At 48.4% G+C, this 26,564-nt stretch carries 32 protein-coding genes and 2 pseudogenes; 23 read left to right on the top strand and 11 right to left on the bottom strand.

Annotation, left to right across the window (positions count from 1 at the left end; all coding sequences use genetic code 11):
- The first annotated feature begins 121 nt into the window (after positions 1–121).
- The gene (locus skT53_RS08270) at positions 122–1,477 is read left to right on the top strand and encodes an LCP family protein (protein WP_200760621.1); all 1,356 of its coding nucleotides are present in this window, start codon (positions 122–124) and stop codon (positions 1,475–1,477) included.
- A 173-nt stretch (positions 1,478–1,650) separates the two neighbouring features.
- Here the strand turns inward: skT53_RS08270 and skT53_RS08265 are convergent, their stop codons facing one another.
- Both skT53_RS08265 and skT53_RS08260 read right to left on the bottom strand, forming a co-directional pair.
- Entirely contained in the window at positions 1,651–2,592 is a 942-nt protein-coding gene (locus skT53_RS08265) for a bile acid:sodium symporter family protein (RefSeq protein ID WP_200760620.1), read from the bottom strand.
- 66 nt (positions 2,593–2,658) lie between these two features.
- Positions 2,659–3,336, bottom strand: a complete 678-nt coding sequence (locus skT53_RS08260; protein WP_200760619.1) for a histidine phosphatase family protein — start codon at positions 3,334–3,336, stop codon at positions 2,659–2,661.
- 101 nt (positions 3,337–3,437) lie between these two features.
- Here skT53_RS08260 and cobT point away from each other — a divergent pair, with 101 nt between their 5' ends.
- Genes cobT through cobD form a run of 5 tightly spaced genes read left to right on the top strand, consistent with a single transcriptional unit; the run spans position 3,438 to position 8,024 of the window.
- Positions 3,438–4,508, top strand: coding sequence for a nicotinate-nucleotide--dimethylbenzimidazole phosphoribosyltransferase (gene cobT, locus skT53_RS08255; protein WP_200760618.1), 1,071 nt, complete (start codon positions 3,438–3,440; stop codon positions 4,506–4,508).
- The gene (cobU, locus tag skT53_RS08250; RefSeq protein WP_200760617.1) at positions 4,498–5,085 is read left to right on the top strand and encodes a bifunctional adenosylcobinamide kinase/adenosylcobinamide-phosphate guanylyltransferase; all 588 of its coding nucleotides are present in this window, start codon (positions 4,498–4,500) and stop codon (positions 5,083–5,085) included. The genes cobT and cobU overlap by 11 nt, the downstream gene beginning before the upstream one ends.
- Complete coding sequence (cbiB, locus tag skT53_RS08245) at positions 5,082–6,116, top strand: adenosylcobinamide-phosphate synthase CbiB (RefSeq protein ID WP_200760616.1); 1,035 nt, start codon at positions 5,082–5,084, stop codon at positions 6,114–6,116. The genes cobU and cbiB overlap by 4 nt, the downstream gene beginning before the upstream one ends.
- A gap of 18 nt (positions 6,117–6,134) precedes the next feature.
- Complete coding sequence (cobS, locus tag skT53_RS08240) at positions 6,135–6,893, top strand: adenosylcobinamide-GDP ribazoletransferase (protein WP_226375380.1); 759 nt, start codon at positions 6,135–6,137, stop codon at positions 6,891–6,893.
- 54 nt (positions 6,894–6,947) lie between these two features.
- Complete coding sequence (cobD, locus tag skT53_RS08235) at positions 6,948–8,024, top strand: threonine-phosphate decarboxylase CobD (protein WP_200760615.1); 1,077 nt, start codon at positions 6,948–6,950, stop codon at positions 8,022–8,024.
- Here cobD and skT53_RS08230 read toward each other — a convergent pair.
- Both skT53_RS08230 and skT53_RS08225 read right to left on the bottom strand, forming a co-directional pair.
- Positions 7,926–8,591, bottom strand: coding sequence for a hypothetical protein (locus skT53_RS08230; protein WP_200760614.1), 666 nt, complete (start codon positions 8,589–8,591; stop codon positions 7,926–7,928). The genes cobD and skT53_RS08230 overlap by 99 nt on opposite strands.
- Before the next feature lie 60 nt (positions 8,592–8,651).
- Complete coding sequence (locus tag skT53_RS08225; protein WP_200760613.1) at positions 8,652–9,329, bottom strand: SCO family protein; 678 nt, start codon at positions 9,327–9,329, stop codon at positions 8,652–8,654.
- A gap of 140 nt (positions 9,330–9,469) precedes the next feature.
- On the opposite strand from skT53_RS08225, the gene skT53_RS08220 reads away from it, so the two are divergent.
- Positions 9,470–10,048: a hypothetical protein gene (locus skT53_RS08220; protein ID WP_200760612.1), complete on the top strand. Its 579-nt coding sequence runs from the start codon at positions 9,470–9,472 to the stop codon at positions 10,046–10,048.
- Here the strand turns inward: skT53_RS08220 and skT53_RS08215 are convergent.
- Positions 10,045–10,278: an AtpZ/AtpI family protein gene (locus skT53_RS08215; RefSeq protein WP_200760611.1), complete on the bottom strand. Its 234-nt coding sequence runs from the start codon at positions 10,276–10,278 to the stop codon at positions 10,045–10,047. The genes skT53_RS08220 and skT53_RS08215 overlap by 4 nt on opposite strands.
- A gap of 87 nt (positions 10,279–10,365) precedes the next feature.
- Complete coding sequence (locus skT53_RS08210) at positions 10,366–10,716, bottom strand: hypothetical protein (protein WP_200760610.1); 351 nt, start codon at positions 10,714–10,716, stop codon at positions 10,366–10,368.
- Positions 10,717–10,921: 205 nt separating this feature from the next.
- On the opposite strand from skT53_RS08210, the gene cpaB reads away from it, so the two are divergent.
- The 10 genes from cpaB (at position 10,922) to skT53_RS18505 (ending at position 19,206) form a co-directional block, all read left to right on the top strand.
- Entirely contained in the window at positions 10,922–11,653 is a 732-nt protein-coding gene (cpaB, locus tag skT53_RS08205; protein ID WP_200760609.1) for a Flp pilus assembly protein CpaB, read from the top strand.
- A gap of 33 nt (positions 11,654–11,686) precedes the next feature.
- Entirely contained in the window at positions 11,687–12,958 is a 1,272-nt protein-coding gene (locus tag skT53_RS08200) for a CpaE/TadZ family protein (protein ID WP_200760608.1), read from the top strand.
- Positions 12,948–14,312 (top strand): TadA family conjugal transfer-associated ATPase, encoded by a 1,365-nt coding sequence (locus tag skT53_RS08195; protein ID WP_226375379.1) that lies wholly within the window; start codon positions 12,948–12,950, stop codon positions 14,310–14,312. The genes skT53_RS08200 and skT53_RS08195 overlap by 11 nt, the downstream gene beginning before the upstream one ends.
- 8 nt (positions 14,313–14,320) lie before the next feature.
- Positions 14,321–15,232, top strand: coding sequence for a type II secretion system F family protein (locus skT53_RS08190; RefSeq protein WP_200760607.1), 912 nt, complete (start codon positions 14,321–14,323; stop codon positions 15,230–15,232).
- Between the two features lie 28 nt (positions 15,233–15,260).
- Positions 15,261–16,190, top strand: coding sequence for a type II secretion system F family protein (locus skT53_RS08185; RefSeq protein ID WP_200760606.1), 930 nt, complete (start codon positions 15,261–15,263; stop codon positions 16,188–16,190).
- A 34-nt stretch (positions 16,191–16,224) separates the two neighbouring features.
- The gene (locus skT53_RS08180) at positions 16,225–16,878 is read left to right on the top strand and encodes an SLAP domain-containing protein (RefSeq protein WP_200760605.1); all 654 of its coding nucleotides are present in this window, start codon (positions 16,225–16,227) and stop codon (positions 16,876–16,878) included.
- A gap of 18 nt (positions 16,879–16,896) precedes the next feature.
- Positions 16,897–17,079 carry a Flp family type IVb pilin gene (locus tag skT53_RS08175; protein ID WP_200760604.1) on the top strand — a complete coding sequence of 61 codons (183 nt, stop codon included), beginning with the start codon at positions 16,897–16,899 and terminating at the stop codon, positions 17,077–17,079.
- Positions 17,080–17,159: 80 nt separating this feature from the next.
- Positions 17,160–17,606, top strand: coding sequence for a TadE/TadG family type IV pilus assembly protein (locus skT53_RS08170; RefSeq protein ID WP_200760603.1), 447 nt, complete (start codon positions 17,160–17,162; stop codon positions 17,604–17,606).
- Between the two features lie 113 nt (positions 17,607–17,719).
- Positions 17,720–18,076 (top strand): hypothetical protein, encoded by a 357-nt coding sequence (locus tag skT53_RS08165; protein ID WP_200760602.1) that lies wholly within the window; start codon positions 17,720–17,722, stop codon positions 18,074–18,076.
- Between the two features lie 335 nt (positions 18,077–18,411).
- The gene (locus skT53_RS18505) at positions 18,412–19,206 is read left to right on the top strand and encodes a hypothetical protein (protein WP_226375378.1); all 795 of its coding nucleotides are present in this window, start codon (positions 18,412–18,414) and stop codon (positions 19,204–19,206) included.
- On the opposite strand, the pseudogene skT53_RS08160 reads toward skT53_RS18505, so the two are convergent.
- From skT53_RS08160 to skT53_RS08145, 5 genes and pseudogenes are all read right to left on the bottom strand, one after another.
- A pseudogene (locus skT53_RS08160) lies at positions 19,157–20,019 on the bottom strand (glycosyltransferase). The gene skT53_RS18505 and the pseudogene skT53_RS08160 overlap by 50 nt on opposite strands.
- A gap of 84 nt (positions 20,020–20,103) precedes the next feature.
- On the bottom strand, positions 20,104–20,283 hold the full coding sequence (locus skT53_RS18500; protein ID WP_226375377.1) for a hypothetical protein: 180 nt from the start codon (positions 20,281–20,283) through the stop codon (positions 20,104–20,106).
- A gap of 4 nt (positions 20,284–20,287) precedes the next feature.
- Positions 20,288–20,950, bottom strand: a complete 663-nt coding sequence (locus skT53_RS08155; protein ID WP_200760601.1) for a VanZ family protein — start codon at positions 20,948–20,950, stop codon at positions 20,288–20,290.
- A gap of 73 nt (positions 20,951–21,023) precedes the next feature.
- Entirely contained in the window at positions 21,024–21,194 is a 171-nt protein-coding gene (locus skT53_RS08150; RefSeq protein WP_200760600.1) for a hypothetical protein, read from the bottom strand.
- Between the two features lie 218 nt (positions 21,195–21,412).
- Positions 21,413–21,571, bottom strand: coding sequence for a hypothetical protein (locus tag skT53_RS08145; protein ID WP_200760599.1), 159 nt, complete (start codon positions 21,569–21,571; stop codon positions 21,413–21,415).
- Between the two features lie 119 nt (positions 21,572–21,690).
- Here skT53_RS08145 and queF point away from each other — a divergent pair.
- The 6 genes and pseudogenes from queF to skT53_RS08115 all read left to right on the top strand — a co-directional run.
- Positions 21,691–22,038 (top strand): annotated as a pseudogene (queF, locus tag skT53_RS08140) (preQ(1) synthase); the annotation flags it as partial.
- Positions 22,039–22,103: 65 nt separating this feature from the next.
- Positions 22,104–22,700: an MOSC domain-containing protein gene (locus skT53_RS08135; RefSeq protein ID WP_226375376.1), complete on the top strand. Its 597-nt coding sequence runs from the start codon at positions 22,104–22,106 to the stop codon at positions 22,698–22,700.
- 279 nt (positions 22,701–22,979) lie between these two features.
- Positions 22,980–23,828, top strand: a complete 849-nt coding sequence (locus skT53_RS08130; RefSeq protein ID WP_200760596.1) for an electron transfer flavoprotein subunit beta/FixA family protein — start codon at positions 22,980–22,982, stop codon at positions 23,826–23,828.
- A 12-nt stretch (positions 23,829–23,840) separates the two neighbouring features.
- Positions 23,841–24,977 (top strand): electron transfer flavoprotein subunit alpha/FixB family protein, encoded by a 1,137-nt coding sequence (locus tag skT53_RS08125; protein ID WP_200760595.1) that lies wholly within the window; start codon positions 23,841–23,843, stop codon positions 24,975–24,977.
- Positions 24,974–26,278 carry an FAD-dependent oxidoreductase gene (locus skT53_RS08120; RefSeq protein ID WP_200760594.1) on the top strand — a complete coding sequence of 435 codons (1,305 nt, stop codon included), beginning with the start codon at positions 24,974–24,976 and terminating at the stop codon, positions 26,276–26,278. The genes skT53_RS08125 and skT53_RS08120 overlap by 4 nt, the downstream gene beginning before the upstream one ends.
- A complete protein-coding gene (locus skT53_RS08115) occupies positions 26,275–26,553 on the top strand; it encodes a ferredoxin family protein (protein ID WP_200760593.1) in 279 nt (92 codons plus the stop codon). Before skT53_RS08120 ends, skT53_RS08115 begins: the two co-directional genes overlap by 4 nt.
- Positions 26,554–26,564 lie beyond the last annotated feature (11 nt).

The following is a 26,564-nucleotide window of genomic DNA, read 5'->3' as shown; positions in this document are numbered from 1 at the left end:
AGTCCGGTAAATTCATTTGTTTTTTCGGGACTTTGGAAATATTTCCGTGTTTTGGCGGGCGTGGTACAATAAGCTAAGTGTAAAACGGTTTTTTTGTTGCAGCAAATAAAGGGGCGGTAGCATGAATTTTCAAAATCCACCGGAGTCGGAAAAACAGACAGCAGAGCAAACAACCCGTTTCCGGCCTCGTAAGAAACGAAAGCGTTTGCGGCGGTTGTTGCTGTTGGTAACTTTATTTGTGATTGGTTTGTTGGTGTATAACGCCATTGCATTCGTGAAATTTCTCAATAAAGCCAATACGAACCAGATTGCGGCTGTCGGTAACAACGTGCAGGTGCAAACGTGGAATGGAGATGAACGTGTCAACATACTGATAATGGGGGTCGATAACCGCGGACACGATACGGCGCCACGTTCCGATACGATGCTGCTGCTGTCGGTTGATCCGCAAACAAAACAGATGAATTTAATGTCGATCATGCGTGATACATACGTAAATGTTCCCGGTCACGGGAATAACAAAATCAATGCGGCGTTCGCGATTGGCGGACCGAATTTAACCATCAAAACGCTGCAGGATTATCTGCAAATCCCGATTCACTATTATGTGCTTACCGATTTTCAAGGATTTGAAGGCATCGTGGATTCAATTGGCGGCGTCGATATTGATGTCGAAATGAACATGTACCATCCCGACGACGGGGTTTATGATATTAACCTGAAAAAAGGAATGCAGCATTTGGACGGCAAACACGCGCTGCAATATGTGCGGTATCGGGAGCCTATGGAAGCGGATTTCGGCAGAACGAGCCGTCAACGAAAATTTGCCAAGGCAGTATTTGAGCAGTTGAAAACGCCGATGACGTTTGTGCGTTTTCCCAGCATGCTGCAGCAGGCGGAACCTTACGTCCAGACAAACATGACAGCGAGCGATATCCTGCGGATGGGCAACAATATACTGAGCGCGAATACAGCTTCGATTCAGACCGTGCAGATCCCGCCAAATAACCTTTTAACGGAGACGTACGACTTTCTGGGAGAAGCCATTCTTGCACCCGATATACCGGGGGTCCGCAAATATGTGCAGCAACTTCTGGCTAACCCGAGTCAGACCGCTCAGCAACCTAACCCGGAAACTGCTGTTCAGGCAAACGGTTCAACACCCGGCAGCAGTTCAACACCCGGCAGCAGTTCAACAGGAGGCAACAACGGTTCGTACGGAACTCTGCCGACCACTCCTGGCCCATCAGGCGGCAGTTCGACTCCTGCAAACGGCTCTGCTGTATCACGCACCGGGCGTGTGACTGACGGTGTGAATGTCCGGCAAGGTGCGGGCACCAACTATGCCATTGTAACATCTGCCGCACCCGGCGACATTGTTACGATATTGAAAGAAGAGAACGGCTGGTACAAAGTTAGATTGAAAGACAACACGGAAGGTTACATTTATGGACAATACGTTCAGGTCAGTTCGTAATTAACGAAACCCCTTATCGCAGATTTTATTGCATAGCGGTGGCTTCTGGGTCAAAACAAAAGCAGTTGTGATTGAATGTTGCAGATTGGGAGCAAAAAAATAAGGGATAGAGGTGCAGCGACGATGCTGCTTCTCTATCCCTTTCTTTAGTTGCGATCCGTTTCGTACAGCGTTTATTGATGGTTGCGTCTTTCATCCATTTTGGCAAAGATCGACGCAAGAATCGATCCGGACAGATTGTGCCATACGCTGAAAATGGCACTTGGAACAGCGGCCAACGGGTTAAAATGAGCCGAAGCCAGCGCGACGCCAAGCCCAGAATTTTGCATCCCCACTTCAAATGCCACTGCTTTCCGTTTGGGAAGTTCCATTCCGAACAGCTTTGGAAAGAAATATCCAAGCAGGAAGCCCAAGACGTTGTGTAAGATAACGACGGCAAATATCAAAAGTCCGGTTTTCAGAATCCGATCATGACTGCCAGCCACTACAGCGGACACAATCAAAACGATAGCGATGGTGGAGACGAGAGGGAGAGCCTTGACGCTGGCTTCCGCCTGTTTCCTGAATAAAGCTTTCACAATCAGTCCTAACACAATCGGCACAATGACGATTTGAATAATGTCTTTGAATAAGGCCATCGGATCGACCGGTGTCCAGTGTCCCGCCAGAACGGAAATTAAAAATGGAGTCACAAAAGGCGCCAACACAGTGGAAACCGTCGCAATGGATACAGCAAGTGCAACGTCCCCTTTTGCCAGGAACGTCATCACATTGGAGGAGGTACCGCTTGGGCAGCTTCCTACCAGAATCACTCCAACGGCTATATCGGGCGGAAGTTGCAGGGCGATGCACAGAAGGTAAGCAAGCAGCGGCATTATAATATAATGGCCGACCACTCCAATCGCCACGTCTTTGGGGCGCTTGAATACCTCTTTAAAATCACTCGCGGACAGTGTAAGTCCCATTCCAAACATTACAATCCCCAAGAGCGGAGAGATATAGGATTTAAAATTCAAAAAAGTGCTGGGGAAGAAAAAACCAAGAGCAGCGAAAACAAGTACCCAGACAGCAAAAGTGCCGCCCACAAATTGACTGGTTCGTTCGAGCGTTTTCATGAAGTTCCTCCTGATAGAGTTTTATCTATCATCATAAAATTTAATGAAATTAAATTCAAGTGAATTTCAAATCATCTCCAGATACTTTCTGGCTTCTTCGATCTGGGCAGCAAACCTCTCTTTTGGAACATGGTCGGTTTCATTGAACCTGAGCAATTGAAACCGCTCATTTTCAAACAAAACGGTGGTGAGACTGCAATTCGCCACATGATAGGAGTTCCAGTGCGACAACGGATGACCAAGAATTCCGGCTATAAAATAAGCAATCGCGCCGGCATGTGTAACGACGACGACCGTTTCATCCGGATGATTTCCGGCAATCGAACGGACTGCCTTTTCAAAACGGTGAAAAAATTGCGGTCGCGTCTCACCGCCTTCCCATCCAAACTGATCGTCGCCCGGTTCCAGGGCACGGTCAACCAGTGATTTGTTTGTCTCATAAAGCTGCAGGATCGAATGGCCGTCATACTTGCCAAAATTCATTTCCTTCAACCCTTCGCAAAGAATGGTCGGAAGCCGCAAACGATTTGCGATTATTTCGGCTGTCGAGGCGGTTCGCTGCAAAGGACTTGCGTATATGGCGTGAATGTTTATGCCAGTCTGAACCATCTGTTCCAATTGCCAGGCGGCGCAGTCCGCCTGCTTCCTGCCAATTTCGTTGAGCGGCGCATCGGTCCAACCAGACAACCGGTACAGCAGATTGTCGTCGGTCAAACCATGCCGGACTAAAATCAATCTTGTCATACGTGTCCCCTTAGTGCATAGTTTTAGTAACATCAATTACTCTATTATACTATGAATACCCAGACAGGCAAAAAATGAACGGGTGTAGGGGAGGCGATACAATGTGGAAGTTGCCGCAGCCAATCGATGATATCAACAGCCAATATGTACAGGAAGCGAGAGCAAGGCATGATCAATTGACAAAGCCGCCCGGCAGTCTTGGATTTCTGGAGGAAATCGGGATTCGTTTGGCAGGCATTCAGGAAAACATTTTGCCGGATGTCGATTCGGCTGCTGTAGTGGTTATGGCGGCAGATCATGGAGTAACGGAAGAGGGGGTTTCGGCTTTTCCATCCGAAGTTACGGTCCAGATGGTGCTCAATTTTATGAACGGCGGTGCGGCGGTCAACGCATTGGCCCGTAACGCGGGAGCGGATGTGCATGTGGTGGATATCGGCGTCAAGTCTGACATTCCGAATGCAGCGCAATTTACCGAACGACCGGGCAGTCGGCTTTGGATCGATAAGGTTCGTTACGGCACTGCCAATATGGCAAAAGAACCGGCCATGACAAGAGCGGAAGCGGAAGAGGCGCTCCAGGTCGGTTGGCGCATGGGAGAAACATTGTACAATCAGGGATATAAAATGGTCGCATTGGGAGAAATGGGAATTGGAAACACGACAGCGAGTGCTGCCATCACCTCCCTTCTCGCCAACGTTCCAGTCGATCAGATTACAGGAACCGGAACGGGTCTTTCGGCAGCGGGAGTTCGACAGAAAGTGGCAACCATTCAACGTGCGATTGAGTTACATAATCCAAATTCTGCCGATCCTATCGATGTATTGGCGAAGGTGGGAGGGCTGGAGATTGCAGGATTGGCTGGATTGACGCTTGCCTGTGCCGCCTATCGAATTCCGGTCGTCGTTGACGGTTTTATTACAGGTGCAGCCGCCCTTGCAGCGGTTCGTATGGACGAGCGTGTTCGCTCTTACCTATTCGCTTCTCACCAATCGGTGGAACCGGGTCATCAGGTGGTACTGGAAGCGCTCGGACTGCGGCCGTTGTTTGATTTTTCCATGCGGTTGGGAGAGGGATCAGGTGCCGCATTAGCACTTCCTGTTTTAAAAGCGGCGGCCAGAGTTTTGCGTGAAATGGCAACTTTTGCGGAAGCGGGCGTCGCGGATGGAAAATAAAAATACGCCCAAACTTGTCCTTGTTACGGGCGGCGCGCGCAGCGGAAAAAGCCGATTTGCCGAAGAATATTGTCGAAAGCTGCAGCGGGAAGGGAATCTTTCTGTGACCTATCTGGCCACCTGTCCGCGTCTGGATGCGGAAATGGATGAGCGAATTGCCGCACACATTGCCCGTCGTCCAGCCGACTGGGGCTGTATCGAAGAAACATCGGCGGTGGCTGACCGTATCCGCAGTTTGGATCCGGCTTGCGGCGTCATTCTGTTGGACTGCTTATCTCTTTTGCTGAACAACTGGATGTGGGAACGGGAACAATTGGGGAAGACCGATCAGCCCCCGGAAAAATGGGCGTCCAGTTTGATGGCCGATTTATTGGACGCATGCCGCAGTTATCCGCATCCGGTCGTGATGGTGACAAACGAAGTGGGTTCCGGCATTGTCCCTGATAATGAACTTTCCCGGCAGTACCGGGATGCGCTTGGTGTCATGAATCAAATCGCAGCAAGAGAGGCGGCTGCCGTGTACGCTGTTTTTTCTGGAATTCCGATTGAATTGTCACAATTCCGGGTATGCCTATGATTTCCGTTTGGTTAGCATATGCAGTCGACCTCCTGTTGGGAGATCCGCGCTGGATTCCACATCCTGTGGTAATGATCGGGCACCTGATCAGCCGGTTAGAAAGAGGGCTGCGATTCCTGTTCCGAGCGCCGCTATTGCAGACAGAACCGAACCGCAGAGAAGAGGCGGGCACAGCGAATCCCAGCCAGCAAACAGTCGGGCAAAACCGTAGAGAGCGATTGGCTGGCATTTTGCTCGTCCTATTGACTGTCGGTACCAGCGGAGGAATGGTCGGGGGGCTGCTTTGGCTGGCGGCACAAGCCAGTTTCTGGCTTGCTTTTGCCCTGAACATCTGGCTAATCGCTGCGACGATTGCAATAAAAGGTTTGGCGCAGGCTGGACGCAGGATTTATGATTCCCTGGAGCAAAACCATATCGAACAGGCAAGAGAACAAACAGGTCAAATCGTTGGCCGTGACACCCAACATCTGACGGAAGCGGAGATCACCCGGGCGGCTGTTGAAAGTGTCGCGGAAAACATAGTGGATGCGGTAATTTCACCGCTATTTTATGCGATGATTGGCGGCGCGCCGCTGGCGATGATGTATCGGGCGGCTAATACGCTTGATTCGATGGTCGGGTACAAGAATGACCGCTATCGGTATTTTGGTTGGGCATCTGCCCGGTTTGACGATCTGCTGAATTGGATTCCGGCTCGAATCGCAGGGATGCTGATTATACTGACGGCCTTTTTGTTTGGTTATTCCGGACAAGGAGCCTGGCGGGCAATCAGGCGTGATGCGGCCAAGCATCCGAGCCCAAACAGTGGAATTCCGGAAGCGGCGGTGGCGGGAGCGCTTGGCGTCAGGTTGGGCGGGTTCAACACCTATCAGGGCGTCGAAACGTTTCGGGCTTATATGGGAGAACCGCTGCAATCCCTTTCACGCATACACATTCGACAGGTGATTCGAATTTTACACATCAGTTCGTTTTTGATGCTGATTGGCGGCAGTCTTGTTTGGGCGCTGCTGCAATCGATCGTACATCATTGACCGTCGGGAGGGCTGGCTGTGCAAAAAATATGGCTGGAATGGGAAACGGCAGTCCAGTTTTTGACCCGGATACCTTGGCCGACCCCTCACCTTTCTTTGCAAAAGTTTGATGCGGATCGATTTGTGCGAAGCGTAAAGTGGTATCCGTATGTAGGGATATTAATCGGCGGCATCCTGTATGTTTTCGCATGCGGATTATACCGATGGTTTCCAGCGCCCGTTGCAAGCATTCTTGTTTTGTTGGCTGAAATTGCAATTACGGGCGGACTGCACCTGGACGGACTGATGGATACGGCAGACGGAATGATGAGTGGACGGGACCGGGAGCGCAAGCTGGAAATCATGAAAGACAGCCGGGTCGGGGCGATGGGAGTGATTGCGTTTGTCTCCCTGTTCGCGCTGAAATGGTCTTTGCTGTCGGAGGTTTCTGTAAAATTCCCGCTGCTGCTTTTGATTATGCCCTCGATCGGACGGTTGACGATGGTTTGGGCGATTGCCAAATACCCGCCCGCCAGACGGGAAGGAATGGGTGTTTCAATCGCAGGCAGGCTGTCTTCTACACAGCTTCTTGCAGCCAACCTTGCACTGATATTGCCCCTTGCTGTCTGGCAGTTGCATGGCGTGTTGATTGTGTTGGTCTGTGCGGCTGTGATGTGGGCGTTCGCATCCTGGATCTATCGTTCGATTGGCGGCTTGACTGGTGATTCATACGGATTTCTGTGCGAAACGGCAGAAGTGGTTTTTCTATTGGCTTCTGTCGGAATCATGGCGATTTGACAACAGGTCGGAGGGGACTGAAAAAAGTACCCGAACGGGTGGGAGGTATCAGGTATGCAGGAGGTCATGCCACACGGCGGAAATATTGGCCGCTATCAAAAAGAATGGGGATGGCGCAGGGAAGACCTGATTGATTTCAGCGCGAATCTGAATCCGCTCGGCCCGCCCGAATCGGTGCTGCAAGCGATCAAACAGTCGCTTTCCCGCATTCAGGATTATCCCGATCCGTATGGATGGGAAGTGTTATATGCATTATCGGACAAATGGAGACTCCCAACCAACCGCTTTCTGCTCGGAAACGGGGCGGCGGAACTGATTTTTTTGGTGATGCGGCTGCTGCGGCCAAAGCGGATCGTAACGGTTTCACCTGCGTTCCGGGAGTATGAGCAGGCGGCCAAATTGGAAGGAGCAGAAATCATCAGGGTACCTCTTTTGGCAGAGAGCGATTTTTCCGTACAGTCAGAAACGCTCCGGGAGGCATTGTCAGATGCGGATCTGTTGGTGTTGGCCAACCCGAATAACCCGACAGGAAGATGCGTCGAACAAACCGTTCTGCGCCAACTGTTGGAACATGCGGCGAGGAATTCAATATGGTTGATGGTGGATGAAGCGTTTCTTGATTTTCTGCCGGACGACCATGCAAGAAGTGTAATAGCCGATGTGGATCTTTACGAAAAGCTGATTGTGATCCGTTCGATGACCAAATTTTATGCCATTCCCGGTATCCGCATCGGGTATTTGGCGGCCAATGAAGCGATAATTGCGAAGCTTCGGGAACTGCAAATTCCCTGGTCGGTCAACACGCCTGCGCAAGCGGCAGCCGTTGCTGCCCTGGCGGACCAGACGTTTGCCGACAGCACCTTTCAGTGGCTTTTGACGGAACGGCCTTTTTTAACTGAGGGTATGAAACGTTTAGGTTTTCATGTGGTGCCGTCCGAGACGAATTTCCTGCTGCTGTCAAAGCCTGGTCTGCAAATCACGGAATTGTGGCCGCAATTGGCGGCGAAAGGGATTTTTGTCAGGGACTGCCGTTCATTTGCGGGGTTGAATGAAACGTACTTTCGGATTGCGATCCGCAGCAGACAGGAAAACAACCGTTTGCTGCAGGCGCTGTCTGACGTACTGGGCTAGGGGAGCAACTGGGGCCGCAAGGTCACTTCCAGTTGTTTTTTTTTCGATTTTCAACTGTTCAAGCCAAACTTGCGACGGTACATAAGAATCGAGCCGAAACGTCAAGGGAATCCGGTTTTCCATCCCTAAAAAGGAGAGAACGCGTTGAAACGTTTCAGGTGAGACAGGAATCCGACCGATCTTATAACCGATCGGAACGATCTGTAAAGTGCGGTCCTGCAGATGGACAGTGCCTTCCATTTCCAGTCCGACCGCCCAGATCCCCTTCTGCAAGTTAAAATCTGCCAGAAACCGATTTGGTTCGAGAGTAACGGCAGCGCCAGTAATCGGTACATCCCTGAATCGGGCCGATGTACGGATTGTTTGTTTCAGAAGATGGGTCAGATCCGTCTCCGACAAGGTAACGACTCCGCGCTGAAGGAAAGCCGAGCCGATTTTTGTCTGCCAATTGATCGGATTATACGCCATATCCAGTTGTTGAACGGGACGAATGACCCAACTGACCGCTGCGATGATGAGCACAGTCACCAATAGGCTTAATCCAATCCGCACCAAACGTTTTTTCACGTGCAGCTCACTTTCCCTGTGAAAATAAGATCCGGTATTGAAAGAGGAATCGCCAAGTTTTTATTTTCCGAGCAGTTTCTTGACGTCGTTGACGACATCTTCATCTTTTACATCGGTTCCCATTACATAAGTGGCACGCAACTGGTTTTTATCGTCAAGCAGGTACATACGGTCACTGTGCATGAACATCCCGCTTGGCAACTCGTCAGCGTCCGCATGAAACTGGTTCATGATCGATTTCGTCTGCTCCGCATCGCCCCGCAGGAAAAACCAGTAAGCCGGATCCACTTTATACTTTTTGGAAAACTGCTGAATCGCTTCCTGCGTATCCCTTTTTGGATCCAACGTGATCGAAATGAGCTTGACGTCTGACGAGGACAGGTTCTGCTGTTTCATCAGCTGCAGCATGTTTTCCATTCGTTTTGTCGTAATCGGGCATACATCAGGGCAGTTCGTATAGAAAAAATAAACCAGCTTCGTTTTCGCCTGCAGATCTTTGTCGAGCGAAACCTGCTGTCCGGTTGTGCTTTGTAAAGTAAACGGTTGGATCTGCCCCAATACGGAAAGCGAAGGAGAAGATGCTTCCTGTTGGGACGAGTGAGAATGATGACTTGGTGTGCTGTCTGGTGCAGATGATGGGGTGCTCATCCCGCCGCATCCGGTCATATTAAGGGCGATCAGCAAGAGGGGCGCCGTTTTCCAGCGGTTTTTCCGTCTGTCTGGTTGAAAAGATCGCATTATAATTCCCCCATTAAATCATTTACGTTTTCTATAGTACCATAAAAAAATGCGGAATATGGCATTTGCCTCAACACTTTTCTGTCCCAGTCTCATAAGATATACAAATTCAGCCTCTATTAATGAAGGAGGGGGAGGCTGTGGTGGAAGAAGTTGTGATTTTCCGAAACGTGGCAGGCGAGATTACGCATGGTGATTTGCTCAAATGGAAACGGTCAATTCGGAAATTGGGACTCGTCCCGGAGGAACGGGTTCGCGGCAAAATGACAGCCCTCTCATTGATGCAGCAAGATGAGACAATCACCTTTTATCTGTATGAGCAGGAATTGCATTATCAACTGCATATCGATTATTTACGGATCAAAAAGGGCGACGGCCGGTTGATGGAGTCGATCGATTTACTGATTCAAATCGCAGGACTACGGGGAGAAAAATACGGAAGTGGACGCAATCATATGTGGCGAACCGTTTACAGCAACGGATTGATTATGGATGAAGGGCCGTTTGTCGAGTCGAAAGAACCGCCGGATTTTGAACTGCGCATTACGAGAGAAGCGCTGTTGGGTCATATTTATCTGAATATGGACAAATATTTGGAAGCGAGATCGGCTGGAGAATCAGAAAAAGAAGCAGAAATTCACAAAACCTTGCAGGAATTGGTGGAACAATTGGCTAAAGTGGATCAGGTCTTGCGTACAGAAAAGCGATCTTCCTTCTAAAGAAAACGTTTGACAAGTTGGATCATGCTGTATATACCAGTCGCCAAACCAACAAACAGTCCGATCAGCAAAAATGCGGGTGCGGTTCCAAAGTAACCATCCACCCATCTGCCTAGATAAACGCCGCCAATCAGGCAGGCTGCCAGATCGGTACCAATTGCGGAAACTACCCCGATCGCGCGATACGGATTGTTTGGATTATTTTTGTTTTTGTCGTCAGAGGGTTGCATCAAGGTAACGCCTCCCGTTCAAATTGAGAAAAAGCATCGGTTGGATTCAGGCTGATCCGCCGATGCTTTATTTGGTCGAGTAAGCGGTTAAATTCCCGAAGCCGGGCGATGAGAACGTTCCAGATAGTAGACAAACAGTTTGCAGAAATTGTCGGACAGTGATGCGTAAAACGTAGTTGCGCCTTTTTCAAAAACACCGCTCCGATTATAAACACGGATCCGGTTCGTAATAATCTTGTGTGTTCCTTTCTCATCGGGACGCCCATCTTCTGCTTTCCGTTCAATAAGGCCCAGAATGTCTTCGAACAATATATGATAGGTTTGGTCATCCCGCTGTAAAATAAACTCCCTGGTTGTCAGCCGGTAACCGATGCCACGCCGTATTTCAGTCCGTTTCAGTTCACCGGCAAGGGATTTGACAGGGATAAATCGATTCATGTTTAGCCCCCTTTAGGAAATATGGATGGAGCTTTTCACCATCATATCACGTTTTGTATTTGGTGAGAAAGGGACTTCTGGCTGGTTCCAGATTTTTCGGAAAATGGGTTGACTTGGCTATCGAACATGATATAATAAATCGTAACGGAAGCACCGTTCTCATTTGGGGAACGGTTTTTTTTATTGTTTTAAAGGAGGCTTTCGTTTGATTAGCCGAATCAGTTGGCGGTTTGTTTTGATTCTTCTTTGTGCGGGAGCCATTTCGTATGCAATTTACACTTATTTAGACTCTTTGCGGCAAACTGTACCTGTTGTTGTGGCCAAATCGGAAATCCCGGTCAACGTGGAAGTGAAAACAGATATGTTACAAATTGTGCAGGCCGAGAAAAAAACGGCTGATACGCTGTTACGCCATGCGGCCAGCCGGGTGGAGGATATCGTGGGCGGCATCACTTTGCAGAAAATCACGGCCGGCAGCCCCATTCAGATGGATCCGAAAGTGCTGATCTTTCCTGAACATCGGCAGACCTATGTAAAAGGAGACGGATCCGTTGATGTGAAAAACTTTATACCAAAAGACAGGCGGCTCATGTCTGTCGCTTTAGATCCCGAGTCGGCAGTCAACAACATGCTCCAGAAGGGAGACTTGGTGGATGTCATTTTTACATCTGACGCAAACAAAAGCGGCAATGAATTTTCGAATATGATTTTGCAGCAGATAGAAGTTTTTGACGTGGAACAACTGTCTTTTTCCAAACAACCCGATTCGCTTGGCAAACAAGGATTGGTCCAGCATGTCACCCTGTTGCTTGCGCCTCAGGATGCAGTCACATTGGCGCTGGCAAAACGGGACGGCAAAATTGATTTGGCTTTAAACCCCTGGAACGGAGAAACTGCCAAACCTTCTTCTGTAAACTTTTCAAGGCTTTCACGTTAACTCTGAATTTGTTGAACAGGCGGGTGTTTACAAATGAATCGCATACCCAGCGGTCAGAAACCGTCCTTATGGGTCGCCTTAGTGGATCCGGACGAATCGTACCGGCAGGAAATCTGTCGTTATTATGAACGGCAGAAGCGACTGATTGAGGTCGTAAAAACAGCGTCCTCGCTTGAAGAACTAAAGATTTTTCTTGAACTGAACGAAGTTCATGTAGTAATTGTAAATCGCGTCTTATTGAACAATCCGGATGCCGAACTGTCGGAAATGATCCAGCAAGGCGTTTTAAAAATAATGATTGTCACGGAAACGCTGCATGATCTGCACAATTTGCAATTTCATCAGGCGCAGCCCTCTTTTGAATGGATCTACAAATATTCTCCGATGTCCATTTACACACAAAGAATTACATCCCTGCACCCCAATCAAACCGGCAAATTTAATCAAGTCGCTCAGACATTCACTGAACCGGATCGGCGCATCGGTCTATTCTATTCTCCAAAAGGAGGTGTGGGCAAAACCACGCTTGCGGTCAACACGGCCTGCCAACTCGCGCGAAAAGACAAACGAACATTGCTGGTTGACTTCTCCGTTTTCGGTCACACAGAAGCGGCCTTGGGTCTTCCATACCGCACAAAGGGATTGTCGGAGGCGATTCGCATGCTGGAACTGGCGGTCAGTGATGCAGGCGTCGATTCCGGATGGAACGGTGAGCTGCACGATATATTGTGCAAATCCATTCAAACCATTGAACTGCAGGGAAAAAAGCTGGATGTCCTGACAGCAGCCGCCCCGTTTAAAATGAGCGGACTGACTATCGATCAGACAGATCTCCTGGTTCGCCAGATTTTGAATATGCAATATGAAGTGGTCATTGTGGATACATCGATCGAATTGTCGGATAAAAATATTTCTCTTCTGAACTGGGCAACCGATCTTTTTTACATAACAACTCCTGATGTTTCCGCCAACCTTTCTATTTTGTCGGTGCTGGATATCGTCCAATCGTTCCCGAACGATTTGCAAAATCGGTATCTGTTGATGAATCGGCATACACCGGCCTCTCATTTTCCTGTTGGCGAATTGGAATCGGTGCTGGGGATGCCAGTGGCAGAAACGATCCCGGAAACACCAGATCCGATTCAATATTGTGCGAACCAGGGAATTCTATTGGCCGAGAAAGCCCATCTGCCAATCCAATCGTATTTTCGCCGGATTGCCCACCTGTTGGCGCCCGTTTTTTCTCAAAAAGAACTCAGCTTGAAGCGGTCCGGCTGGAAAGGGGTTTTGCAGCGTGGGAGTTGAAGAATCAATCAAACGAATGAGGGAACTGGCCGGATCAGAAGAAACCAGTTCAGCAGAGCAGGCGCCTACGATTCTTGCTTTAAAAAATGCAGTACGGGAACAGATCGTTGACCAATCGGAAAGAGACGAATCGTTATTTCGCCTGCCAGATCAACTGCGGAAACGGATATGGAACATACTCGACGAGAAGAAAGAATCTTTGTTTCCCTCATTTGTTATGACCTTGGTGGACAGGCAGCAGCTTACCGAAGAAATTTTGCGTCAGTTGACCGGATATGGCGTCATCGATTCACTTATAAAAGATCCGGAAATTACGGAGATCATGGTAAATGGAATCAGTCAAATTTTTATTGAAAAATCAGGCCGCCTGCTGCCGGTTGTCACGGAACAGGGATTGCCGCTTTCGTTCCCTTCGGAAACGGATCTGCTTCATGTAATTGAGAAAATTGTCGCCCCCATAAACCGTAAGGTCGATGAAAGCGATCCTATTGTGGATGCGAGGTTGTCAGACGGCTCCAGGGTGAATGCAGTGATTCGTCCCGTATCGCTGGGCGGCCCTGTGTTGACGATCAGGAAATTTCCGGACGTCCCCTATACGATGGAACAATTGGTCAATTTTGGCGCACTGCAGGAACCGATTGCCGAATTGTTGGCGCGGTTGGTACAGGCCCGTTTTAACATTGTCGTTTGTGGCGGCACAGGTTCCGGAAAGACCACTTTTTTAAACGCGCTCAGTATGTTCATACCTGCTGACGAACGAATCATTACCGTCGAAGATGCGGCGGAATTGAAGTTGTCACATATACCGAACTTGGTGCAATTGGAAACACGCCCACCGAATACGGAAGGGAAAGGGGAAATTACGATGCGCGATCTTGTCCGTTCGGCGCTTCGCATGCGACCTGACCGAATTATTGTGGGCGAGGTACGGGGAGGGGAAGCGTTAGATATGCTGCAGGCGATGAATACGGGTCATGAAGGTTCATTAACGACGGGTCATGCGAATTCAGCAGAAGATATGCTGTCACGACTGGAGACTATGGTTTTGATGTCAGGCCTGGAACTGCCCGTCTCTGCCATCCGCAAGCAAATTGCGGCCGGTGTGGAATTGGTGGTCCATCTCGGGCGTCTGCGTGACGGATCACGGCGAGTCATGCAAATCGGTGAGGTGCGGGGTATGCGTGAGGGAGAAATTACATTTGCAGAAATTGCTCGATGGAAAACAACCGGAGTCACGGATGAAGGAATGTTAATGGGGCATTTGGCGGCAACAGGAGAGGTCATACGACGAACTGACAAGTGGCTGGCAGCAGGGTTACCTTCTCATCCGATGCTTGCGGCCAATGGAAAATGAGGGGATTTATGTGGATTACCTATTTTTCCATATTGATTTCCATGTTCTGTCTGCTTCGTTTACTAAAAGAAATTGTGCAGCTCGCAAGATACGGAAATTTGCCAGACAACCGGACACTGGTGAAACGTATCCGTCAACTGAAATCCGGTGCTGCGGATCGGCCCTCCAATCGCAGGCATTCATCGGTTCAGGTAAAACACAAAACGGTTTTTGCTTTTCTGGTGCCAACCGTTCTGTTTATGTTCTGTTTTTCAATCGGTTGGCTGTTTTTTCGGAATGGTTTTTATGCGTTTCTATTTGGTTTTGTTGGCCTGATATACCCGCGGATACGTGAATATCAGCGAGCGATTAAACGAAAACAACTGATGTTGATTCAGTTTCGCAATGTTCTTTCATCCATAACCAACTCTGTAAAAGCGGGCAGTTCTTTGGAAACAGCATTTTTAAAATGTCAATTCGACCTGCAAACCGAATTTTCCACCAGCAGAGACAAGCCGATGTGGGAAGAGATAGAAAAGTTAAATCGTAATTTACAGTTTGGTTACTCGATGGAGGATTCCCTGCTTAAGTTTAAATCTGCGGTAGGTATTGAAGAGCTTGCACAGTTTGCAGATGCGATTTTGATCGTCCGGGCAAAAGGAGGCAATCTGGCGGAAGTCATGAACAATACGGCAGAAATGATCGCAGATAAAATAGAAATCCAGGAAGAGATTAAAGTGGCCACCTCGCAAAAACGTCTCGAATCGAACGTATTAACCTTCACACCCATTGTCATTATAGTGACAATTCTTCTGTTGAATCCTGGCTATCTGCAGCCGATGTACGAATCCCCGCTGGGTACAGGACTGTTGTTTATCGGTACGTTGTTGTTATTCGCAAATTTCTTTCTGGCCCGTTACATTCTTTCGATTGATGTGTGATTCGATTGATGTGTGAGGTGAATACAAAATGCCGTTTTGGATTTGCTGCATGACGTTTATTTGCGTCGTTTTGCTGTTGTTCCCTAGACGATTACTGCGGGAACTAGCGATCAAACAAAGATTGATTCGTCTGCAGACGATAAGCGTTTCATCGCTGCATTCTGCAACAAATTCTGCAAGCAGGCCCGATGCACCTTTAGTCAAACAACTTTTAACACGTATAAATTTTTTTCTGCAAAGAATGGCCGTTCTGCTCCATCCATCCATTTCGCCAACCACTCGGCAGAAAATTCAACGGCAGCTGATCAACGCCGGGTTGGAAGATGTGTATACAGTGGAAGGGATGTATGGTCTGAAAAGCCTGACTGCTGCGGGGTGTCTTGCTTACTTTGTGCTTTTGGGGATAAAGGCAGGTTCTCTTTTTATCGGGATGGGTATTCTTGCCGCTTCTTTCGGTTATTGGCTTCCCAATCTATGGCTGCGGCAGAAAATCAATCGGCGCAAGAGGCAAATACGAAGGGAATTCCCTTATATATTGAGCACACTGGCGGTTATGAGTGAAGCAGGATTGCAGCTGTTTCCGGCTCTTCAGGGAACGGTCGGAACTGGTAAAGGAGAGGTCGTCCAAGAATTGCGAAGAGTAGTCAAAGATGCTTCGTTTGGTATGGCGTTGGCAGAATCGCTACAGCGAATGGCGCACAGATGCCAAGTGGAAGAAGTTAATCGGTTTGTGTCGGCGGTAACACAAAATTTGGAACGGGGTACCGGCATCGCGCAAGTACTCCGAAAACAATCGGTTGAATTATGGAACACTCGCAAGAAGAAAGCGCAACAATTGGGCCAACAGGCCTCTCTAAAAATGTTTTTTCCACTTCTGTTGCTTGTATTTCCAGCGATTATCATCTTTATTCTCGGACCAGTTTTGATTCAAGCGGCTAAATTTCTAATGCAGCCGTAAACATCCCGATCATTTTGTACAGGAGGTTAACAAGTTGTTTCTGATTCGATATGGAGTCTCTCTTATGTTCGGCATTCTGGTTTTGATGGGATGCAGCAGTCCGAATGATTCGGCCCCTGCCCCAAATTCATCGATAGTTAAAATCTCTCCCCAAACAGACGGTTCGAACGGTCTGGCAAACTTGACTATCGAGGACCATGCAATGGCAGCAGAACGGGAAGAATTGCTGAACCGGCGACAGGCGTTACTTGCCCAAGGCGGCAAATGGGTAGAGCCGCGATTGGTTATTCCTGAACAACAAAAAAACCTATGGCCGCCTGAACTGGTCAAAGAGTATGAAGAAGCGTTGCAAATTTATCCACCTATTATAGAGGGAGATGTGGATGTAACAGTTGTTTATGCAGACAAACAGGCAGACGGTGCGATTCGAGTGTTTGGGATGATCCGAAATGGCATCCCCAATCAAACTCTGACGGCTGGTGTTTTGAAAAGAATTACCGTTACACTTCAGGATCAGGCAGGGTCTCCTATTGCCAGTGGGCCATTTGATCTGTCGGATAAGGACATAGGTCAGTTGAAACCCGGCGACGCAAGGCCCATACGATTTGATTTTCCAAATGAAGCGGTGTTCATGAAAAATTATGATCTGGTTACAAACGGGTTTACGGTTAAGGTGGAACGAAACTAGAGTGTGGGAGGAGTCTATATGTGGCTGAAACGAACCGCAAAAAAATTTTGGAGGATAGAAGAGGGACAAGCTTTAAGCGAATACGGCCTGATACTGGGATTGATTGCGGTTGCGGTGATTTCTACCTTAATCGCGTTTCGCCAGGAATTGGTTGACGTATTTACCCATATCGCAAATGAAATCGGCAAGGCAAAACAATAAATTTCTGTTCAAACTGTCCCGGTTTCAAAAAAAGGGGGGGCGACCGTACTCTTTGTAACCAAACCAAAAGGAGGCTGTTCATGGGCAAGTTTTTGAAAACTTGTGTGTCAATCCCGCTGAAAAAGTATGCGCGCGATCAGCAGGGACAGGCACTTAGTGAATTTGTAATGATTTTGCCGATCCTGCTTCTTTTAATGATGGGTGCCTTGATCATGGGGTTGATCGTATACGCCAAACTGGTGGTTGTATTGGCAGCCAGTCAGGGAGCCAGAGTCGGCGGAGCGATATACAACGATCAGACGTTAAGTGTGTGGCAGAAACAACAGAAAATCACAAATACCGCATTGAGTATTTTAACCCACGGTTTGAGTGGAGTCGATCGAAAAGTCTCAATTCGAAGCAATGGAGATCAGGTTGAAGTGACCGTTTCGTACAGACAGAACGTTTTGGTCCCGGTCATTCGTTCTTTGTTTGGCAACCAGTCAACGTTTCTTGTCGAATATACGGCTGTTGCCCGCAAACTATGAAAAGAAATGAGGCTGGTTCGAGTTTTACCTGTTCACGGTTTCTTTTGAATGGCAAGAAGTTATACCGGAACCAATCGGGCAGTACCCTGTTTTTGGCTGTTGGATTTCTCTCAATGATGCTGGCATTGACAGGGTTGATCATCGATACAGGGGTGCTTGCTTATCGATATTCCATGCTTTGCGGGGCGGTTGACGCAGCTGCCTGGGCAGCGCTTGACTCATACGACCGTGAAATTTGGAAGGCCAAAAGGAAGGTCCAATTAAATCCGGAGGAAGCAGCTTGGTTAGCCCGCCAGTATTTGCAAAAAAATATGCCGGGTGCCGCCCTGACGAATATTCAAGTGGTGGATAATCGCCAAGTTAGTGTAACAGGCAAGTACGAATCCCCCACTCTTTTTATGAAATCATTTGGTGTCCGATCAGTCCGTTTACAGGCGGGAGCAGCGGCGAAACTTACTGAATCTCAATGAAAAACGTACCGAATGGGGATGAAGGTATGTGGCATAGGAAAACCAAATTGATCGATCGTGTGTGGATCCTATTTTTTCTGACAATGTTTCTAATCGAAAGTCAGGGTGTACTTTTCTTGCAATCAGCATTTGCCGAAGAAAGACCAATACCCGATATGATATCGGCAGATGAGAGGGATAGAGTAGTATCGGGAAGAAATCAAATTTCCCCCGTGTCTGGCAGTTTTTCCCCAGACTCTGATTCCACCTCAAAAGGTCCCGTTTTCCCAAAATCCCAATCGGATAGTCTACCGTCTCCCGACTCAGCTACCGCCTCATCCTCTAGCGGATTAAAAGTGGACGTTTTGAAGTTTATCCGAAACACTGTGCAATTTGAATTGAAGAAAACGGAATATCTCCAAAAGATGTTTGCCGGCCTGCCAAACACTTCAACAACATCAGGTAAAGCGTATGGTGGACTGGGGCTTGTGAGTGATTTTCTCAAGATACCCAATTCGGTAACCACCCGGGACGATCGACCGGCGTTGGGAGAATGGGCCATATTTACACAAAATGTAACAGGTCTTGCGCGCGACGCGTACAACTACGTAGAACATACCGCCAATCTTTATCAGAAAGGCACTGGGCAAAAAATCACGGAAGTGCTGGATTACTTGACCGCTCCGCTAAAGTATGCGGGATTGGCGGAAAAACCCGTATATACGGGATTAAAAAAGTGGCTCGTCAAGTTTTCATCCGCATTTGCAGTCATCAGCATTGCATCTGATGTACGCGAACTATTTACGAATGATAAAAAGAATGGCTGGAAAATTGTCAGTTTGATTCTTTCTATTTTAAGCAACGTGACGGCAATCGCCGCTTTTGTATTTCCTCCTCTTGCATTGTTCATGGCAGGAATTGCGATATTGTTGAGCATAATCTCGCTTGTTATTGATTATCGAATTCAACTTCGGGATGGGTGGCGCCTACTCACTTACAAGTCACATACAAACAAATTCGTCCGCAGTGTTACCGCGCTTGCAGGACGTGTCGGAAAAAGTCTGCAGGGTGTCACGCGGTCCAATTTCAAATGGGTACTTTTCAGGGAACGGAATACATTTTTTGAAACCGATAGAGAATCGAATAGCTAAGCAATGTTAACGGCAGAACAAATAAGGCATAGGGACCCACAATCCAAAAAAATCCGGTAAGAGCCAACAGCAGGCCGGGAATCCAGGCGAAAGTATAAACGGCGTCTAAGAACGGAACCAAAAGATCTAGATCTGTCAGAAACTTGGCAAACATATTGGGGTGGTACCAGGGTTTGATTTCCTTTAATGCTTCGATCATGCCACGGGCCCACCGGCTGCGCTGACGGGCAAAATGCCGGAAACTGCTTAGCACAACTGTAAACGCAACGGCAAGCGGTTCGAAATATACCCGCCAACTGGACTTGAAAAAGCGCCATGTCAAAACAATATCCTCACCTATTGCGTCTGGCCAGCCGCCTATCGCACGAACAGCCTCTTTTTTGTATAAACTGAAGGCCCCCTGCGCCACCAGTGTCGACTGGTATAACCCCTGCAATCTTTTAATAGAAACGATTGCAAAAAATAGTCCCATTCCTGCATGCGGGTGAGGAACGTGTCCCGGCTGTTTTCGGACCAACACGGTGCCAGCCACGGCACATACATCGACAGGAGCGGTAAGGTAACGGGCGATCAGATAGCGGACGGCCGATTTTTGCAACAGGGTGTCTGCATCAAGTGTAATTAGCAATTCCGTTTCGACAAATTGCAGTCCTTTGTTGAGGGCAAATGCTTCCCCGCTTGTTGTTCTTCCAGGCAGCGAAGTGAAAGCCCCCACCTTTTTGCAGCTTGTTCGGCTATTTCAATCGTGTTGTCGGATGATCCATTGTCCACCAGTACAATATTGATTCCGTTTTTATAATCCTGCTGGGCGATGTACTGAAGCGTCTCTTGAATTTGACTTGCTTCATTGCGGGCTGCGATTAAAATGGTGACGGGTATCTGGGGATAGTGGTTTTCCTAACTTGGTTGCCGATCCAACAGTAAACTCACCAGCAAAAATGCAGTCATATATCCGGGAATGTAAGCAAGCCCGGCGATAATCATAATCGCAATCGTTTGCCCTGTAATAAGCCTTAAATCTAAGATACAGGGAATCGACAGACGAACGGCAACCGCCATCCACACAATGGCCGCCACTTGGCTAATCCAAAATTTCCAGATCACCGGCAGATAGCAATCGGGTAACCTCAGGTTCGGCTGCAGTTTCAGCCGACCTTTGGGGCAAATTTAACAAAACGAACACCTCTTCTGTAGAAACTGGCTGTCTACTCAAAAGGGTATTCGCTTTGTTCAGCAAAAAGCGGAAATATTCAGTTCGAATGGAAGCGATCATCATTCCGATCGAGCCTGCAAACAGATCCAGACAGACATCTTGCACAGCCCCCGTTCGCAAAGCGACATGAGTTTGGTTCCATTCATCAAGTGCAGCAATCAATCCCACAAATAGAAGGGTTACCACCTCGACAACCGGAGCATGAGGGAGACGAATGTGAAGCCGCGATCCGATAGCTTGTTTCAAAGCCTGCCGTGTCAGAAATGCAAGGGTGGCATACAGCAGTATGTGGGCTGTTTTTCGTATTAGAAATTTAACAAACTTGAATGGATTTTTCTGTGAATCAACAGTCGAATGATGGTATTGAAAGGAAACAGCGGGTAACACATGGCGCATGCTTTCCTGCGAGAAAAAATGATGCAGCACAGGTTGTATGGTTTGCCACTGATACGGCTGTGAACTTAACCCGAAAATAACAATCAGCCATAAACAGGTCAGCAAGCAGAACAGATATTTTTTGCCCAGATTCATCACCCTTTTTATCCACCATCATACTAGGCTAATAAAAAACTGCGCGGAAAAATTCCGCGCAGGATGTAAGAAACTATTGGACCAGTTCGCCTTGTTTGCGAATGGCGCGCTTAATATCCCGGATCAACTGGGCTTTGTTTTTACGAAATCGTACGCCACCCTCTTTGTAGGAAGGGGGAATTCGAAGTTCTTTGGCCAGATTCTGAATTTCTTTGATGCCCATCTCGTCCGTATTGAATTTCATTGCTGCAACAACCCCCTTTTCCGTGCAAATTCCGTTGTCCATTGTAGCATTGTATCCATCCTTCTGTCAGCCTGTAAGTTGGCAATTATTATATTCATGAACGTTGAGGGAAGCTTCTGAATAGGTTATAGGTACATACTGGCAGGTTTGCCGGTGTGTTGATATAAAGAAGCCGTCCCTTCGGGGGCGGCTGTTTAAATTGTATTGAGGTGTGCCAATCAGTACAGCGGATAGCTTTGCCGGTTTATTTCATCGCAAAGTGCTTCCATTTGCTGCAGCAACTGTTCCGCATTTTCTTGTTTGATATCACCCATGTTTGCGAGAGATTGGCTCGTTGTGTCCTGCATCGCTTCAATATTTGATTCGCGCTCCGTCATAGTCCGCCTCCTTCGCAAATAGTATTTTCTCCTGCTGGGGGATTATGCATGTCCCCCCCTTGACCTTGCATGGAACCTTCGCTATGCTGTGAACGTAACAGATAGAGGAGGGATTTCTCATGTCGACACGTCCGACCAAACAGTTAGAAATTGTGCCGAATCCGCATCCGGATCGAAAGTATATGGTGGAGATTGAAAGCCCTGAATTTACCGCGCTTTGCCCCAAGACCGGTCAACCTGATTTTGCGACGATTACGATCAAGTACATACCGGGACCTTCAATTGTGGAACTGAAATCGCTTAAATTGTATCTTTGGAGTTTTCGCGATGAGGGCCACTTCCATGAAGATGTTACGAACATCATTCTAAACGATTTGGTGAGCGCGTTGAAACCGCGTTACATGCAGGTGATCGGCAAGTTCAACGTGCGTGGCGGCATCTATACAACTGTTACAGCCGAATACGGTGAGCAATGAAAATTGTCTCCCTCAACGTTAGCCGACCTGTAACTTTCGAGTGGAATCAGGAATCCTTGAAAACGGGAATTTTTAAACAACCGGTGAAAGAAGCCCTGCATCTCTCATTCGTCAATTTGGATGGGGATGAGCAGGCCGACCTTGTCAACCACGGTGGGCCGGATAAGGCAATGTGCGTTTATCCGTATGAACATTATGCGCATTGGGAAAAAGAGCTTTCCCGTCCGCTGGCCCCCGCTGCTTTTGGAGAAAATCTGACGGTTAACGGAATGCTGGAACCAGATATTTGTATCGGCGATATTTTCCAAATCGGCGATGCGCTGGTGCAGGTCAGTCAACCTCGCAAGCCCTGCCATAAACTGGCCAAACGGTATGATCGAATGGATTTACCCCGGTTGGTCTTGACAACCGGTTTTACAGGCTTTTATTTCCGGGTGATACGGGAGGGGATAGTCGCTCCCGACTCAACCATCTCTCTTGTAGAAAAGCATCCGCTGGGTCTTACCGTCTCGTTTGTCAATCAAGCCATGCATGGTGATCAGATGGATCGCGCTGCAATTGAGAAACTGGCAGGTTTACAGGAACTTGCCGCCAATTGGCGGCAAGCGTTTGAAAAGAAACGGCAAGAATTAAACAACAGTGAAACGGAATAAGTATCCAAATTGCGGATTTTCATCTCAATTAACAACCTCCTTTGCAATAAAGAGGAGGTTTTTTTTCATTTTTTTAAAGGTCTGCGCATAAAATAAAATTGGTATCATTTGCAGTTGATATTAATTATTTTTTAAATATTATAAATAAATAGAATTTTTTGTTGACAAAAGTTCCTATTTTCACAAGAATAGAACTAGAAGGTCGTACTAGAAAAAATTCAGGCCCAAGAAAGTCATCAACGCAAAGACACTGTTTCGGTTATGGAGGGGAGGAAAAAGATGCTTCACATTGTCGTTTGCATCAAGCAGGTTCCTGACAGCCGGGAGATCCGTATTGACCCCAAGACGAACACCTTAATTCGGACTGGCGTGCCTGCTATCGTCAATTTTTACGATCTGCACGGGTTGGAAGAGGCATTAGTATTGCGTGAAAAGTACGGAGGCAAGATCACGGTCGTTTGTATGGGACCGCCTCCCGCCGAGAAAGCGTTGAAACAATGCATTTCGCTGGGTGCTGACCAGGCCATTCTCGTAACCGACCGGGGATTTGCTGGTGCTGATACGCTGGCCACCTCTTATGTTCTGGCGGAAACAATCAAAAAAGTGGGGGAGGAATTCGGTCCGGTGGATGTGGTGTTTACCGGCAAGCAAACGCTTGACGGCGATACTGGACAGGTTGGCCCGGGCATTGCCTGCCGCCTGGATTTGGAACAATTAACATACGTGGAAAAGGTAGTCGGTATTGACATGGAAAAAAGGCGGATTACGGTCCACCGCCATCTGGAAGACGGCGTGGAAGTGGTGGAAACCGCGCTTCCCGTACTGCTTACCGCATTAAAAGAATTGAATAAAGTCCGCCGCGCTCCCATGCCGGGTATGCTGAAAGCGGCCCGTTACAAGCCGATCGTTTGGACAACGCAGGATTTTCCCAACCTGGACCGCAGCAAAATCGGCTTAAAAGGATCCCCGACGATTGTTGCAAAATCATGGGTACCTGAGCAGAAAACGGTTAACACAGAAATGATCGAAGGAGAAGATGCTCAGACAAAGGCCGTTTCATTGGTGGATAAACTCTGGCAAACCGATCTGCCGACGAAGTTCGGTTGGGATCGACCCGCACAGGCATAGGGAGGAATTGACATGGCGGAAGAGGCAAACAAACAACCGGAACAGAAACCGGCTGCCCAACCAGCGGATGACATGCCCGACTGGTCGGCCTACCGGGGGGTTCTTGTCTATATCGAACACCGTGATGGAGTTGCCAAAAGTGTCAGTTGGCAGCTGCTCGGACAAGGCAAAAAATTAGCCGACAAACTGGAAGTCGATCTGATGGCGCTGGTGATTGGTGATAACGTGAAACACCTGGCGGAGGAAGCAATTGCCTACGGAGCCAACCGTGTGTTTCTGTTTGATGCGAAAGAGTTGAAATCGTACCGGACGCGTCCCTATTCGCGGGCGTCGATGAAAGTCATACATGAAATAAAGCCGGAAATCGTGCTGTTTGGCGCCACAGCGACCGGACGGGATTTGGCGGGTGCGATTGCGACGCATTTGCCGACCGGACTTACGGCAGACACAACGGAACTGGATGTGGAACCGCATCCCAGTCGATTGTTGCTGGCTTCCCGCCCCGCTTTTTCAGAAAAAATGATGGCCACCATTTTGTGCAAACAGTACCGGCCACAGATGGCCACCGCAAGGGCAGGAGTTTTTGAAGCGTTGCCGCGCGACCCAAACCGGCAGGGAGAAATCGTACAGTTTGAATTTGCGATGAATGAATCGGAAATTGCGGCGAAAGTGCTTGATTTCATTCAAGATCAATCAAAAATCAACATCGAAGAAGCAGAAATTATTGTGGCCGGCGGACGTGGCCTTGGCGGGCCGGAACCGTTCAAAATGCTGAAAGAATTGGCTGACGAACTGGGTGGCGTAGTAGGTGCTTCTCGTGCGGCAGTTGACGCCGGTTGGATCAAACATGAGCATCAAGTGGGACAGACAGGTTACACGGTGAGACCGAAACTGTATTTTGCAATCGGCATTTCGGGTGCTGTTCAGCACTTGGTCGGCATGCAAAACTCCGGCATTATTGTAGCGATTAATCGCGATCCGGACGCGCCAATTTTTAAAGCGGCCCATTATGGGATTGTCGGTGATTTGTTCCAGATTGTGCCTGCCATTACGGAAGAGGTTCGCAAGCGGCGCGGATTGTCTTTCCTTCAAGAAGAAACGGCAGCTGCCAAATCGACCACGAATGAAGAAGGAGGGATCCGGGTATGAAGGAAAAATTTGATGCAATCGTAGTCGGAGCGGGTCCGGCCGGGGCGGCGGCTGCCCTGACGATCGCACGTGCCGGTCTCTCGGTTGTACTTCTGGAACGGGGCGAATTTCCCGGTGCGAAAAACATTTTCGGCGGCGTGCTGTACCGCAAACAGTTGGAAGATATTATTCCTGAATTTTGGAAAGAGGCTCCGCTTGAGCGGAAGATCATTGAACAGCGGTTGTGGGTGCTTGGGCCTGAATCGGTTGTGACATTCGGCCATCGCAATGAGGCGTTTAAAGAACCGGCCAATTGCTGGACCGGCATGCGCGTAAAATTTGACCAGTGGTTTGCTTCCAAAGCGGAAGAAGCGGGAGCGATTCCGGTTTATGAAACGGTCGCGCTTGAACTGATCCGGGAAGGAAACAAAGTGATAGGCGTCCGGACAGACCGGGAAGACGGCGACTTGTACGCAGATGTAGTAGTTGTCGCGGACGGTGTCAATTCCCTGTTGGGCAAGGCGCTTGGCGTACACCGCGAATGGCAGCCGGATCAAGTGTCGTTGGCGGTAAAAGAGCAAATTTTTCTGCCCAAAGAAAAAATCCTTGATCGTTTCAATCTGGAAGGAGACGAAGGAGTCACCATCGAGTTTGTCGGTGAAAGCTCACGCGGCATGACCGGCCTTGGGTTTCTGTATACAAATAAAGAGTCAATTTCGCTGGGAATCGGCGTGATGGTGTCCGATTTGAAGAAAAACAAAATTAAGCCTTATGAGCTGCTGGAAGGCGTGAAGCAGCACCCGATGATCCGCAAGCTGATTCAAGGCGGAGAGACGAAAGAATATGCGGGTCATTTGATCCCGGAAGGCGGACTCAAGGCGGTGCCGCCGTTGTCGGGCGATGGATGGGTGATTTGCGGTGACGCCGCGCAGCTTGTCAATTTTGTGCACCGGGAAGGCACTAACCTGGCGATGACATCCGGCAGATATGCGGGAGAGGCAATTATCGAAGCGAAAAATCGTGGCGATTTCAGCAGGAACACGCTCAGCCTGTACGACGCAAAAGTGAAAGCATCGTTCATCCATAAAGATCTCAAAAAATATCAGGGGCTGCATGGCCTGCTGAATGAAATCGATCCGAAAATCCTGTTTGAGCGCATGCCGCGCGCTCTTAATTCGGCCGCTTACGAAATGCTGTTGGTGGATGGCGTATCCAAAGCGGAAAAACAGCGAAATGCAATTCGCAAGGTGAAAGAGGCGGCAGGCGGTTCGTTTGAAATGCTGAAACTGGGATACAAAGGATGGAGGGCGTTGAACGGATGAGCGAAGCCATTGCAGAAAAGCTGTTTACGATTCGGTATAAAGTCGATGACAAATCCCACTTGATCATTAGCGATCAGGAAGTGTGCATGAAATGCACGACGAAAGAATGCACCCATTTTTGTCCGGCTGATGTATACGCGTGGGAAGGTGATCATACGTCTGTCGCGTTTGAAAACTGCATCGAATGTGGCACCTGCCGGATCGGTTGTCCCGCTTACAATATCGAGTGGGTGTATCCGAAAGGCGGATACGGAATCACATACAAATTTGGTTGATAACAGGTGGC

The organism is Effusibacillus dendaii (assembly GCF_015097055.1).
Lineage (GTDB): Bacteria > Bacillota > Bacilli > Tumebacillales > Effusibacillaceae > Effusibacillus > Effusibacillus dendaii.
The sequence above is the reverse complement of the archived record's forward strand: the minus strand, read 5'-3'. Positions and strand labels throughout refer to the sequence as shown.